Origin of the sequence: Ancylobacter sp. IITR112 (genome assembly GCF_041415945.1) — a bacterium.
Lineage (GTDB): Bacteria > Pseudomonadota > Alphaproteobacteria > Rhizobiales > Xanthobacteraceae > Ancylobacter.
The window spans coordinates 1,119,688-1,132,540 of sequence record NZ_JBGCUS010000001.1; the positions used below are offsets into that span (position 1 = coordinate 1,119,688).

Genomic DNA, 12,853 nt, shown 5'->3' on the forward strand with positions numbered 1-12,853 from the left:
CGCGGCCATTTACTGGCCGGCTCTCTTGCTGCGGGCGTTCGGGTCCACCGGCGGCTTGTAGTTGACGATGTCGTCCGCCTTCAGCCAGCCCGGCGAGCCGAGCTTGAAGCCGTTGCGGGCACGGGTGGCGAGTTCGCGCGACAGGCGGAAATCGCCGCTCATATAGGCGGCCTGGGCCGAGGCGAGGTCGGCATTGGGAATGTCGCCCATACGGCCATAGGCCATGGCGAGATAGCGCCAGCCGGCCGGCGAGGAGGGCTCGCGCTGCAGACTGAAGGTGAGTTCGCGCACCGCCTCGTCCATGGCGGACTTGTCCTCGCTGGCGACCAGCGCCTGGCCGAGCAGCATGCGGATCAGCGGATTGCCGTTTGACAGCGCCACGGCGCGGCGCAGCGGCGGCACCGCCTCGCGGGCGCGGCCCGATTCCAGCAGCGCCTGGCCCTTGAGCTCGTAGAAATAGGGGTTGTTCGGCTGTTCCGCGATCAGCGAATCGATCTGGTTCAGCGCGTCTGGAATGCTGCCGAAGCGATAGCCGGAGATCGCCCGGGCATAGCGCGCCGGCAGCGAGGTGTCGGAACGCGGATAGGTGCGGCTCACCGTGTCCGGCGGCTGGGTGAAGCCGACCAGCTTGGCGCGCATCATGTCGTGCCGCGCCTGCAGGGCGGGCGAGTCCTTGGCGTCGAAATAGGGGCTCTTATGGGCCATTTCCGACAGCAGCGCGATGCGCTCCGTCGCCATGGGATGGCTGAGCACATAGGGATCGACGCGCTGGCTGAGGAAAATCTGGTCGTTCTGGAAGCGCTCGAAGGTCGTCAGCATCCCCTTGGCGGACTGCTTGGTGGCGGTGAGGTATTTCACCGCCGCCTGGTCGGCCGAGGCTTCCTGGCCGCGCTGATAGGACAGCAGGGTGCGGCGGATGACTTCCTGCGGCGCCATGATGGCGCCGGCCGCCGCCCCGCCCATATTGGCCCCGCTGGCCGCGCCGGCCGCCACGCCGCCGGCGGCGAGCAGCATGGCGACAATCGCCGCGGTCTGCGCCGATTCCAGTTGCTGGCGCATATTGGCGAGATGGCCGCCGGCGATATGGCCGGTCTCATGCGCGAGAACGCCGATGATCTCGTTCGGCGTCTTCGATTGCTTGAGCGCGCCGGTATTGATGAAGATGCGCCGGCCGTCGGCGACGAAGGCGTTGAAGCTGTCGCTGCCGACCAGCACCACCTGGATGTTCTGCTGCTGCAGTCCAGCAACCTTGAAGATCGGGCGCGTATAGTCGCGCAGCAGGGTTTCGATCTCGGCGTCGCGGATGATGCCGGGCTGGCGGCTTTGCGCCTGGGCGGGTGCAGCGGGGACGAGCAGCGCGGCCGCGGCCAGGAATGCGGCGCCCCGTGCCAGGCGAACGCCCGGACGAGGCGTCGGGCGCGGCGTGGCAATGCCCCCGCGGGAACGGCGGTCGGCGGGGCTCGGGCGCCGCGCGGGCGAGGGGTTGTCAAGCAGCAGGGAAGGCATCATCCATCGACACGAAATGTTTCCGGGGGAACTGACGCTGTCGTGACGGCAGGGTCAAGCCTGCCCGTCATCATCTTCTATTGAACGTCCGCCGACACGAGCGAGACAATGCGGCGTGGCTGCGGCGATTGGGCAAGGTTCAGCAATATGGATTCAGCGTCAACGTCAACCCGCCTCGCGGCCGCCGCGCGTCTCGCCGGCGCTTCCCGCCGCAGCGAGATTGCCCCGTTCATCGTCATGGACGTGATGGAGCGGGCCGCACGGATCGAGGCGGCGGGGGGGCATGTCATCCATATGGAGGTCGGCCAGCCGGCGGCGCCGGCGCCCTCCACCGCGCGCGAGGCGGCGCGGCGCGCGCTCGACCATGGTCGCATCGGCTACACCACCGCGCTCGGCATACCCTCGCTGCGCGCCCGCATCGCCCGACATTATGGCGAGACCTATGGGCTCGACCTCGATCCTGGCCGGGTGGTGGTGACGACCGGCTCGTCCTCCGGCTTCCTGCTCACCTTCCTCGCCCAGTTCGAGCCCGGCGACCGGGTAGCGATCGCCAATCCCGGCTACCCGCCCTATCGCCACATCCTCACCGCGCTCGGTTGCGAGCCGGTGCTGATCGAGACCGATGCCGCCTCGCGCTGGGTCATCACGCCGGAGGCGCTGCTCGACGCCCACCGCCGCGCCCCGCTCAAGGGCGTGCTGGTGGCGAGCCCGGCCAACCCCACCGGCACGATGATGCGGCCCTCGGCGCTGGCGGAATTGATCCGCACGGCGGAAGAGGCGGGCATCCGCTTCATTTCCGACGAGATTTACCACGGGCTCGACTACTCCTTCCCCGCCTCGACGGCGGCGGCGGTGAGCCCCGAGGCCACCATCATCCATTCCTTCTCGAAATATTTCTGCATGACCGGCTGGCGGGTCGGCTGGATGGTGATGCCGGCAGGTCTCGTGCGCGCCGTGGAGCGGCTGCAGCAGAACCTGATGATCTCGGTGCCCACCCTCTCGCAGATCGCCGCCGAGGCGGCCTTTGACGGCGCCGGCGAGATGGAGACGGTCAAGCACGGCTATGAGGAGAACCGGCTGATCCTGACGCAGGGCCTGCCCGCCGCCGGCCTGCCGGAGTTCCTGCCCGTCGACGGTGCGTTCTATCTCTATGCCGATGTGGCCCGCTTCACCGATGATTCCGCCGCTTTCGCCCGGCGGCTGCTGGACGAGGCGCATGTGGCGGCGACGCCGGGGGTCGATTTCGACCCGCATCGCGGCCACCATTATCTGCGCCTCTCCTATGCCGGTGCGCCGGACGAGATGCGCGAGGCGGTTCACCGGATCGGCGATTTCCTGCGCAAGGGGTGAGGGCAGGGCGGCGCAAGCCTGCGCCCGTCGCGGCTCGCTGCGCTCGCGCTTCAGGATGACGGGCTACCGCCCTCATGCCCGGGCTTGACCCGGGCACCCAGCGGTCCTGCTGCGCCGCACAGTCTGGGTCCCCGGGTCAAGCCCGGGGATGAGGGATGAGGGGTGGCGTCTGCCCGGGACTTATCGCGCCGCCAGCGCCGCGTCATAGGCCGCCTGGGCGGCGAGGATGGCGTCCATATTGTGCTCGGCCCAATGGGTGAGGGCGGCGGCCGTCTCCCCCAATGCGCGGCCGAGCGGGGTCAGGGCGTATTCCACCGTGACCGGCACGGTCGGAGTCACTGTGCGCGTCACCAGCCCGTCGCGCTCCAGCTTCTTCAGCGTCTGCGACAGCACTTTCTGCGAGATGCCCTTGATGTCGCGGCGCAGATGGTTGAACCGCACCGGTCCGTCCTCCAGCCGGTCGAGGATCAGCAGCGCCCATTTGTCGGCCAGCCGGTCCAGCACCATGCGGGTGGGGCACCGGTCTTCATAGACATTGTAGGCGTAGCGCATCGCGGTCTCCCTCGCGGCTGACACCGGCGGGCCGGTTTCCTCGACGCCACCATGTGAGCGCAAAGTGCTCTCTTGCGTACATGGGGGACGGGCGTAGGTTGTCATCCGAAACATGGTTTCCACGAGATACTAAGGAGACAGACGATGGCAGGCAAGATTTTGGTTCTCGGCGCGAGCGGTCATGTCGGCCGGCCGCTGGTGAAAGAACTGCTGGCGCGCGGCGAGGCGGTGAAGGCGGCCTCGCGCAGCGGCGCGGCGATCGAGGGCGCGGAAGGCGTCGCCTTCGCCTTCGACCGGCCGGAGACCTACGCGGCGGCGTTCGAGGGCGTCGACCGCGCCTATGTGCTGTTGCCGGGCGGTGTCACCACGCCGCGCGAATGGCTGATCCCGGTCATCGAGGCTGCCGCTACCCGCAAGGTGAAAGTGGTGCTGCAGACCGCGCTCGGCGTCGATGCCGACGATTCCATCCCCTATCGCCAGATCGAGCTGGCGCTCATCGCCTCCGGCACGCCCTATGTGATCCTGCGGCCGAACTGGTTCACCGACAATTTCCTGAACTTCTGGAAGCCGGGCATCGACCATGCCGGCGCCATCGCCGTGCCGGCGGGCGAGGGCAAGTCGAGCTTCATCGACGGGCGCGACATTGCCGCCAGCGCCGCCGCGGTTCTCACCACCGACCGGTTCGACAACCAGGCCTTCAATCTCACCGGCCCGCAGGCGCTGAGCTATGCCGAAGCGGCCGCGATTCTTGCGGAAGTGATCGGCAAGCCGGTCGCCTATGCCCCGGTCGATGACGACACCTTCGTCGGTATCCTCACCGGCGCCGGCATCGGCGCGGACTATGCCCGCTTCCTCGCCAGCATCTTCTATCCCGTGCGCGAGGGCTGGACGGCCGGCGTGACCGACGCGGTGAAGACACTGACCGGCAAGGAGCCGCGCAGCGTGGCGCAATGGGCGCAGGACCACGCGGCGGCGCTGCGGGGCTGACGCCCGGCATTTCCGGGCGCGGGCGTCAGGCCGCGATCTCCTCGGTGATCACCTCGAAGCGCTGCAGAACATGCGGGCCGAAGGTGTGAAGCATCGGGATATCGGCGGCATCGCGCCCGCGCGCCACCAGCACCCGGCCGATGCGCGGCACGTTGTGGCGGGCATCGAATGTGTGCCAGTGCCCGCCAATATAGGCTTCGAACCACGCATTATAGTCCATCGGCGCCGGGTTGGGCGGCACGCCGACATCGCCGAGAAAGCCGTTGCAGTAGCGGGCGGGAATGTTCATCGCCCGGGTGAGCGCCACGGCGAGATGGGTGAAGTCGCGGCAGACGCCGACCCTCTCGTTGAACGCCTGCGCAGCGGTGCGGGTGCTGCGCGCGCATTGATAGTCGAAGCGAATCTGCGCGTGGACGAAATTGCAAATCTGTTGCACCCGGTTCCAGCCGGGAGCGTAGCTGCCGAACAGGTCCCACGCCGTGTTGGACAGATCGTCCACCTCACAATACCGGCTCGGCAGCAGGAATTGCAGCACCTCGGGCGGCAGATCGGCCGGGTTGTGCTCGATGGCGTCGAGGTCGAACACGTCCAGCGTGCCGGGATCGGCGACGTTGATGCGGCTTTCGAAGCGCGCGCCGCCGGGCGGGATGACCAGCCGCCGGCAGATATTGCCGAAACCGTCTTGATACGTGTCGGAGGCAACGGGGCTGCCGTCGCCAAGCGCGGTGACGCTGAGCGCGACGACATCAAGGATATCGACCTGTCTCTCGGGATGCGGGTCGATCAAGGTGATGGCGGCGGTCGGGCGGTCGCACGCGACCTCGATCCGGTAGCCGCATTGTAGGGTGATCATTCAAGGCCCCGCATCGCTGTCATACCCGAGCAGAACACCGCGCGCGCATGGAGGTTCCGGCCGGCAGGAGCGCGGGCGGCTAGGAAAAGAAAAACGGCGCCGTGAGGCGCCGTTCTCAGTTTTCGGGGCGTGTAGGGCGCGCCTGTGCGCGCCCTGTCGCCGAAGTGCGGGTCGAAGCTTCGCCCCGGCGATCACTCGCCGAAGATCTTGCGCTGCCACCAGCCGGTACGGCGCGGGCGGTCGGGCTCCGGTGACGGAGCAGGTGCGGCGGAAGCGGGTGCCTCCTCGGCCGGCGAAGCCTCCACCGGCGCCGCCTCCGCGGCAACGGACGGCTCCTGCGCGCTTTCCGCGACCGGAGCTTCCGGTGGGGCTGCTTCGACAGGCGCCTCGCTCACGCTTTCGCTGACCGTATCGCCTTCCACCGCGGCCGGCGCCTTCTCGCGCACCGTCGAACGGCGGCGGCGGGGCTTGGGCTTCGCTTCGGCAGCATCCGCCGCCTCCGCCGCCGGGGCTTCCACGGCGGGCGCTTCCGCAGCAACTGCTTCGGCGGCCGGCACGGCCTCCGTGCTGGCCTCGGCCGCCGCCGCCTTGGTACGGCGTCCGCCGCCGCGACGGCCGCGACGCGGCTTCTCGTCCTCGATGGGCGCGGCTTCCGCAGCGGTTTCCGTCACGGCTTCAGGAGTGGGCTCCGCCGCAGCAACATCCTGCGCTTCGGCCGGCGTGATCGCCGCGTCCTCGGGCAGAGCCTCGGCCGGCTCGGCCGGTTCCGGCGCGGCGGGGGCGTCGCTGGACACCTCGGCCGTCACCTCGGCCGCGACCTCCGCGGTCTCGGGCGCGGACTCGTCGCCGTCGCCATCCTCGCCATCATCCTCGAACTCAACGCCGGCCATGTCCGCCGCCGCTTCGCCCTCGGCATGACGCTCGCCATTCTCGCCATTGCCGCCGCCGCCACGCCGGCGCCGACGCCGGCGGCGCCGGCGGCGCCCGCCTTCGCTCGATCCGTCGCCGGAGGAGGCCGTCGGGCCCGTGTTCTCGCCGGCCTCGGCCTCGGCCGGTGCCTCGGCGTTCGCCTCGGTTTCCGTCTCGTCCTCGGCTTCGTCGGCGACGATGTCGTCCTCCGGCTCGAACACCAGCTCCGGCGGCTTGGGCAGCGGGATGGGGTTCGGCACCGGCTCGCCCTTGTCGATGGCGAAAGGCGTCAGCCCGGTCAGCGTGGGGTCCGCCGCGATGGTGATAAGCACACCGAAGCGCTCTTCCAGCTCGTGCAGATGCGCGCGCTTGTGGTTGAGCACATAGAGCGCGTTCTCCGCCCGGGTGCGGATAACGAGATTATGGGTGTTGGAGCGCTGCAGCATGTCCTCGGCGCCGCGCAGCATCTGCAGCGCGACGGACGCGGACGAGCGCACATGGCCGGTGCCGCCGCAATGCGGGCACACCTCGGTGGAGGATTCCAGCACGCCGGTGCGGATGCGCTGGCGGCTCATCTCCATCAGGCCGAAATGCGAGATGCGGCCGAGCTGGATGCGGGCGCGGTCGTTCTTCAGGCAGTCCTTGAGCCTGCGCTCCACCGCGCGGTTGTTGCGCTTCTCGTCCATGTCGATGAAGTCGATCACGACGAGGCCGGCGAGGTCGCGCAGGCGCAACTGGCGGGCCACCTCCTCGGCGGCCTCCAGATTGGTCTTCAGAGCGGTGTCCTCGATATTGTGCTCGCGGGTGGAGCGCCCGGAGTTCACGTCGATGGAAACCAGCGCCTCGGTCGGGTTGATGACGAGATAGCCGCCCGACTTCAACTGCACCTGCGGCAGGAACATCGCGTCGAGCTGGCTTTCCACCCCGAAGCGGGTGAACACCGGCTGCAGGTCCTTGTAGACCTTCACGTTCTTCGCATGGCTCGGCATGAGCATGCGCATGAAGTCCTTGGCTTCGCGATAGCCTTCCTCGCCGGCGACGAGAACCTCGTCAATGTCCTTGTTGTAGAGGTCGCGAATGGAGCGCTTGATCAGCGAGCCTTCCTCATAGACCAGCGACGGGGCGGTGGAGCCGAGGGTGAGTTCGCGCACATTCTCCCACAGGCGCAGGAGATACTCGAAGTCGCGCTTGATCTCCGGCTTGGTGCGGTTGGCGCCGGCGGTGCGCAGGATGACGCCCATGCCCTCCGGCACGTCAAGGTCGGAGGCGACCTCCTTCAGCCGCTTGCGGTCCTCGGCCGAGGTGATCTTGCGGGAAATGCCGCCGCCGCGCGCCGTGTTGGGCATCAGCACCGAATAGCGGCCGGCAAGCGAGAGATAGGTGGTGAGCGCCGCGCCCTTGTTGCCGCGCTCTTCCTTGACCACCTGCACCAGCATCACCTGCCGGCGCTTGATGACTTCCTGGATCTTGTAGGTGCGGGCCCGGCCGCGCGGCGCGGCGCGCTCCGGCATTTCTTCCATGGCGTCGTCGGAGCCGACCTCGTCGACGATCTCTTCCTCGTCGGCGATTTCCTCGACCTCGCCGGCCTCACCGCCGCTGTCGTCATCGGCGGGACGGCGCCGGCGCGACCGGCGCGCCGGGGCGGCCTCGCCCGCACTTTCGTTCTCGCTCTCGCCAGCGGCTTCGGCCGTGCCCTCCTCGGAGACGCTCTCGTCGCCCTCGGCGGCCTTGGCCGCGCCGCGCGTCCGCCGGGGGCGGCTCTTGGGCTTGTCCTCGTTTTCGGCCTCAGCGTCGCGCCGCTGCTGGCGTTCTTCCTCGGCGAGCAGGGCCTGCCGGTCGGCGACCGGGATCTGGTAATAGTCGGGATGGATCTCGCTGAAGGCGAGGAAGCCATGCCGATTGCCGCCATATTCGACAAAGGCGGCCTGGAGGGAAGGCTCTACCCGCGTGACCTTGGCGAGGTAGATGTTGCCGCGCAGCGGCTTGCGGTTTGCGGCCTCGAAGTCGAATTCCTCGACTCGGTTGCCGCGCACCACCACCACCCGAGTCTCCTCGGGATGGGTGGCGTCGATAAGCATCTTGTTGGCCATTGAACTCTCATATGGGGCAGCGGCCGCGTCGACGTCGCCAGCGACGCCGGACGGCTGGGGCCGTGCCAGTAAGCGGAAACTGAAAGCGTGAAGGGGATGCGGCGGGCAGGACGGGGAGCCTCGCAGGCGGGGCGCCGACGCGGTGCGCAGGTCGCGGGCCTGCGGGCAGGTGCGCGGCGGAAAACCACCTTGCGCACGAGACCCACACTTGCCGGCTGACGCATCATCGTTGGTTGCCGTCCTTACACGACCGAACAGGGCGAGCCGCGACCGGAGGGTCCGGCTCTCGTCAGATAGCCGCGAAAGCATGAGGCGCTACACGGCGAAATGCGCCGCGCGGAAACCTCACGTCCGATCGTCCGTGAATGACGAAACCGGGCCGCGTTCCCCGGGCGCGCAGTCAACATGACCGCCGAGGCACGGCTACGGGTCCCGAATGGAATTCGCGCCTTGTGCCGGGCTCCTCCATTGCTGGGCAGCCCTTCGCCGCAGGGGTCGCGACAGCCGGACGTCGACGAGCGACCGGAATGCGAACCATATGCGTGCTCTTAATAGCGGCACGCATGCCGATTTGGCAAGGATCGCGTCCGATAGGTCGCCTGCCGCGCCGTTGCCCGCCGGCCACGGCCGCCCGCCGATGTGCGGCGCGGCGCAAGGGCTGGTTAACCCTTTCTGCGTAATTCGCTAGAAAGACGGGGCACGCGCCCCAGCTTCGTGGCGGGCGGCCGGAACAGGAGGAGGGACGGGCAGCCATGGCGTGGCGAAGAGGCATGCGGAATATCTGGCTCGCGGCGGCGCTGGCGCTGCTGCCGGCGTGGTTTTCCACCTGCCATGCCGCCGACGCCGAGGCTCCGGTGGTGGCGAGCGATGCGCGCCTGGCCGGCGACGACCAGCGCACCCGACTGGTGATCGACCTCTCACGCGCCGTACCTCTCGGCGCCTTCACCCTCGCCGATCCCTACCGTGTTGTCGTTGATATTCCCGATGTGATCTTCGCGCTGCCGGCCTCCGCCGGGCAGGAGGGGCGGGGTCTTGTCTCGGCCTATCGCTTCGGCCTGTTCGCGCCGGGCAAGGCCCGCATCGTGCTCGACGTGACGGCGCCGGTGAAGGTCGACAAGGCTTTCGTGCTGGAACCGATGGATGACCAGCCGGCCCGGCTGGTCATCGACCTCGTCAAGACCGACCGGGAAAGCTTCCTGAAAGCCGCCGCCGCGCCGCAGCGGGCGGTCGACCAGCCGGAGATGCCGCAGGCCGAGGTCGCCGCCGCCGGCGATCTGCGTCCGGTCATCGTGCTCGATCCCGGCCATGGCGGCATTGATGCCGGGGCGGTGAACGCCAAATACGGGGTGAACGAGAAGCAGTTGGTGCTGGTCATCGCCCGCCAACTGGAGCGGCGCCTGCAGGAGACCGGGCGCTACCGCGTGCTGATGACGCGCACCAAGGACACCTATGTCTCGCTCGGCCAGCGTGTGCGCTTCGCCCGCGAACATGGCGCGCGGCTGTTCATCTCGCTGCACGCCGATTCGCTGGGCTCCAAGGATGGCGATGTGCGCGGGGCGACGATCTACACCATCTCCGACCGCGCCTCCGACGCCGAATCGCAGCGCCTCGCGGATTCGGAGAACAAGGCGGATCTCATTGCCGGAATCGACCTTTCCGAGGAGCCGGCAGATGTCGCCGGCATCCTGTTCGACCTCGCCCAGCGCGAGACGCGCAATTTTTCCGCGCTTTTCGCCCGCAGTCTCGCCGGCAGCGTCAGCGGCGTGGCGCGGATGCACAAATCGCCGCTGAAATCGGCCGGCTTCAAGGTGCTGAAGGCGCCGGACGTTCCCTCGGTGCTGTTCGAACTCGGCTATCTTTCCAGCGCCAAGGACCTTGAGCTCATGACATCGGCCGCCTGGCAGGCTAGTGTGACCGAGGCCATGGTCGCGGCGATCGACGCCTATTTCGCCGCGCAGGGGCCCGTGGAGGGTATCCCCGTGGCGCTGCCGGCCAGTACTGGCCGGACGGGCGGCGATCCTCTGGCCGCGACCGGGCCTTGAACGGTCGCGATTAGGCCATAGTTGCCGCGCACACGCTGCCCTTAGGGCGACGACGGACACTGGACTCGCATCGTGCAGGAGCGCGGTGGCGTCCTCAGCTTATGGGGGCCTGGCCGCATGCGGCTGCTTCTGCGGTTTCTGGGTTTCATGTTCGCGCTGGGCACGATCGTCTTCGTGGTCGGCGGGGCCGTCGCGGGCTATTTCGCGTGGAAGTTCTCGCAGGACCTGCCGGACTACAGCCAGCTTCAGAACTACGAGCCGCCTGTCATGACCCGCGTCCATGCCGCGGATGGCTCGCTGCTGGCCGAATATGCCCGCGAGCGCCGGCTTTACCTGCCGATCCAGAACATTCCGCCGCTGGTGAAGGAAGCCTTCATCTCCGCCGAGGACAAGAACTTCTATTCCCATGGCGGTATCGACCTGACCGGTATCGGCCGCGCGGCCTACGCCTTCATCCAGAATTACGGCTCGGGCCGCCGCCCGCAGGGCGCCTCGACCATCACCCAGCAGGTGGCCAAGAATTTCCTGCTCACCAACGAGGTCTCGATCGACCGCAAGGTGAAGGAGGCACTGCTGGCGCTGCGCATGGAGCGCGCCTATTCCAAGGACAAGATTCTCGAACTCTATCTGAACGAGATCTATCTCGGCATCGGCTCCTATGGCGTCGCCGCCGCCTCGCTGCTTTATTTTGACAAGTCGGTTTCCGAGCTGACCATCGCCGAGGCCGCCTATCTCGCCGCCTTGCCCAAGGGCCCGAACAATTATCACCCGTTCCGCCGCCACGACGCCGCCGTCGAGCGCCGCAACTGGGTGATCGACCGCATGGCCGAGAACGGCTACATCACCGAGGCGCAGGCCGAGGAAGCCAAAAAGACCGACCTCGATGTCACTGTGCGCCCGACCGGCGCTCATATCTTCTCGGCCGAGTATTTCGCCGAGGAAGTGCGCCGCGAGATTTTCGAACGCTATGGCGAGGACAAGCTCTATGGCGGCGGTCTCTCGGTGCGCACCACGCTCAATCCCAAGCTGCAGGCCTATGCCAAGCAGGCACTGCTCGACGGGCTGACGCGCTATGACGAGCAGCGCGGCTATCGCGGCCCGGTGACGCGCATCGAGACAACGGGCGACTGGGGCGCGCGCCTCGCCGATGTGCGCACCTTCACCGATATTCCCTGGCGCCTCGCCGTGGTGCTCGATTCCGACGCCAAGGGCGCGCGCATCGGCCTGCAACCGCAGCGCGACCGTTCCGGCACGCTCAGCTCCCAGCGCGATGTCGGCATGATCACCGCCGATGGCGCCAAATGGGCGATCCGCAACGCCAAGGGCGGCGTGGCCAGCGTGCTCAAGCCGGGCGACGTGGTTTATGTCGAGCCGGTGGACGGCAAGCCCGACCAGTGGCGCCTGCGCCAGCAGCCGCAGATCGAAGGCGCGCTGGTGGCGATGGACCCCTCGACCGGGCGCGTGCTGGCGATGGCCGGCGGCTTCTCCTTCGATGAGAGCCAGTTCAACCGCGCCACCCAGGCGATGCGTCAGCCGGGCTCGTCCTTCAAGCCCTATGTCTACGCGGCGGCCATCGACAATGGCTATACCCCGTCCAGTGTCGTGCTGGACGCGCCGTTCGAACTGGCCCAGCAGGGACAGGCGACGTGGCGGCCGGAGAATTATTCCGGCAAGTTCTACGGCCCGCAGACCCTGCGCTTCGGTATCGAGCAATCGCGCAACGTGATGACGGTGCGGCTCGCCAATGATCTCGGCATGCCGCTGATCGTCGAATATGCCAAGCGGTTTGGTGTCTCCGACAATCTCCTGCCCGTGCTGTCCATGTCGCTCGGCGCCGGCGAAACCACGGCGCTGCGGCAGGCCGGCGGCTATTCGATGTTCGCCAATGGCGGCAAGCGTATCAAGCCGACCCTGATCGACCGTATCCAGGACCGCTACGGCAAGACCATCTACCGCCATGACGAGCGCGAATGCCGCGGCTGCGACGCCGCCGCCTGGTCCGGCCAGAGCGAGCCGGTGCTGATCGACCGGCGCGAGCAGGTGCTCGACCCGATGACCGCCTACCAGATCACCTCGATGCTGGAAGGAGTGGTCCAGCGCGGCACTGGCACGGCACTCAAGGTGCTGGGCAAGCCGATCGCCGGCAAGACCGGCACCACGAATGAGGAAAAGGACGCCTGGTTCGTCGGCTACACGCCTGAGCTCGTGGTGGCGGTCTATCTCGGCTTCGATACGCCCAAGCCCATGGGCAAGGGCTCCACCGGCGGCTCGCTCGCCGCCCCGGTGGTGCGCGATTTCATGAAGCTGGCGCTGGCTGACCGTCCGGCGGTTCCATTCCGTGTGCCGCCCGGCATCAAGCTGATCCGCATCAACCCCAAGACCGGCCTGCGCGCCGGGCCGGGCGAAGCCTCGATTCTCGAAGCCTTCAAGCCGGGCACCGCGCCGCCGGACAGCTATTCGATCATCGGCGCGACCGATGCGGCCGGCAATCCGATCGGCATCAACCCCGATGCCGACCGCGCGGTGGGCGCCAGTGGCACGGGCGGGCTCTACTGAGGCGTTTT

The 12,853-nt window shown here is 68.0% G+C and carries 8 protein-coding genes; 4 read left to right on the plus strand and 4 right to left on the minus strand.

All coding sequences use genetic code 11. The annotated features are described in order from the left end of the window. Window positions 1-9: 9 nt before the first annotated feature. A complete protein-coding gene (locus AAC979_RS05065) occupies window positions 10-1,509 on the minus strand; it encodes a M48 family metalloprotease (protein WP_371345756.1) in 1,500 nt (499 codons plus the stop codon). A 144-nt stretch (window positions 1,510-1,653) separates the two neighbouring features. On the opposite strand from AAC979_RS05065, the gene AAC979_RS05070 reads away from it, so the two are divergent. After that, a complete protein-coding gene (locus tag AAC979_RS05070) occupies window positions 1,654-2,856 on the plus strand; it encodes a pyridoxal phosphate-dependent aminotransferase (protein ID WP_371345757.1) in 1,203 nt (400 codons plus the stop codon). A 180-nt stretch (window positions 2,857-3,036) separates the two neighbouring features. On the opposite strand, the gene AAC979_RS05075 is transcribed toward AAC979_RS05070, so the two are convergent. Further along, window positions 3,037-3,408 carry a winged helix-turn-helix transcriptional regulator gene (locus AAC979_RS05075; RefSeq protein WP_371345758.1) on the minus strand — a complete coding sequence of 124 codons (372 nt, stop codon included), beginning with the start codon at window positions 3,406-3,408 and terminating at the stop codon, window positions 3,037-3,039. A gap of 144 nt (window positions 3,409-3,552) precedes the next feature. On the opposite strand from AAC979_RS05075, the gene AAC979_RS05080 reads away from it, so the two are divergent. Then, a complete protein-coding gene (locus AAC979_RS05080; RefSeq protein ID WP_371345759.1) occupies window positions 3,553-4,395 on the plus strand; it encodes an SDR family oxidoreductase in 843 nt (280 codons plus the stop codon). Between the two features lie 25 nt (window positions 4,396-4,420). On the opposite strand, the gene AAC979_RS05085 is transcribed toward AAC979_RS05080, so the two are convergent. Together AAC979_RS05085 and AAC979_RS05090 are read right to left on the minus strand one after the other, a co-directional pair. Next, window positions 4,421-5,248, minus strand: a complete 828-nt coding sequence (locus tag AAC979_RS05085; RefSeq protein WP_371345760.1) for a transglutaminase family protein — start codon at window positions 5,246-5,248, stop codon at window positions 4,421-4,423. A 191-nt stretch (window positions 5,249-5,439) separates the two neighbouring features. After that, complete coding sequence (locus AAC979_RS05090) at window positions 5,440-8,247, minus strand: ribonuclease E/G (RefSeq protein WP_371345761.1); 2,808 nt, start codon at window positions 8,245-8,247, stop codon at window positions 5,440-5,442. A gap of 770 nt (window positions 8,248-9,017) precedes the next feature. Here AAC979_RS05090 and AAC979_RS05095 point away from each other — a divergent pair. Together AAC979_RS05095 and AAC979_RS05100 are read left to right on the plus strand one after the other, a co-directional pair. Beyond that, window positions 9,018-10,289, plus strand: coding sequence for an N-acetylmuramoyl-L-alanine amidase (locus AAC979_RS05095; RefSeq protein ID WP_371345762.1), 1,272 nt, complete (start codon window positions 9,018-9,020; stop codon window positions 10,287-10,289). 117 nt (window positions 10,290-10,406) lie between these two features. Next, window positions 10,407-12,845, plus strand: coding sequence for a penicillin-binding protein 1A (locus AAC979_RS05100; protein WP_371345763.1), 2,439 nt, complete (start codon window positions 10,407-10,409; stop codon window positions 12,843-12,845). Window positions 12,846-12,853 lie beyond the last annotated feature (8 nt).

What these genes read in the sequence shown, in the direction of transcription:
- AAC979_RS05100 (WP_371345763.1), top strand. Translation starts at nt 10,407, where the DNA reads ATGCGGCTGCTTCTGCGGTTTCTGGGTTTCATGTTCGCGCTGGGCACG.
- AAC979_RS05080 (WP_371345759.1), top strand. Translation starts at nt 3,553, where the DNA reads ATGGCAGGCAAGATTTTGGTTCTCGGCGCGAGCGGTCATGTCGGCCGG.
- AAC979_RS05090 (WP_371345761.1), bottom strand. Translation starts at nt 8,247, where the DNA reads ATGGCCAACAAGATGCTTATCGACGCCACCCATCCCGAGGAGACTCGG.
- AAC979_RS05075 (WP_371345758.1), bottom strand. Translation starts at nt 3,408, where the DNA reads ATGCGCTACGCCTACAATGTCTATGAAGACCGGTGCCCCACCCGCATG.
- AAC979_RS05095 (WP_371345762.1), top strand. Translation starts at nt 9,018, where the DNA reads ATGCGGAATATCTGGCTCGCGGCGGCGCTGGCGCTGCTGCCGGCGTGG.
- AAC979_RS05085 (WP_371345760.1), bottom strand. Translation starts at nt 5,248, where the DNA reads ATGATCACCCTACAATGCGGCTACCGGATCGAGGTCGCGTGCGACCGC.
- AAC979_RS05070 (WP_371345757.1), top strand. Translation starts at nt 1,654, where the DNA reads ATGGATTCAGCGTCAACGTCAACCCGCCTCGCGGCCGCCGCGCGTCTC.
- AAC979_RS05065 (WP_371345756.1), bottom strand. Translation starts at nt 1,509, where the DNA reads ATGATGCCTTCCCTGCTGCTTGACAACCCCTCGCCCGCGCGGCGCCCG.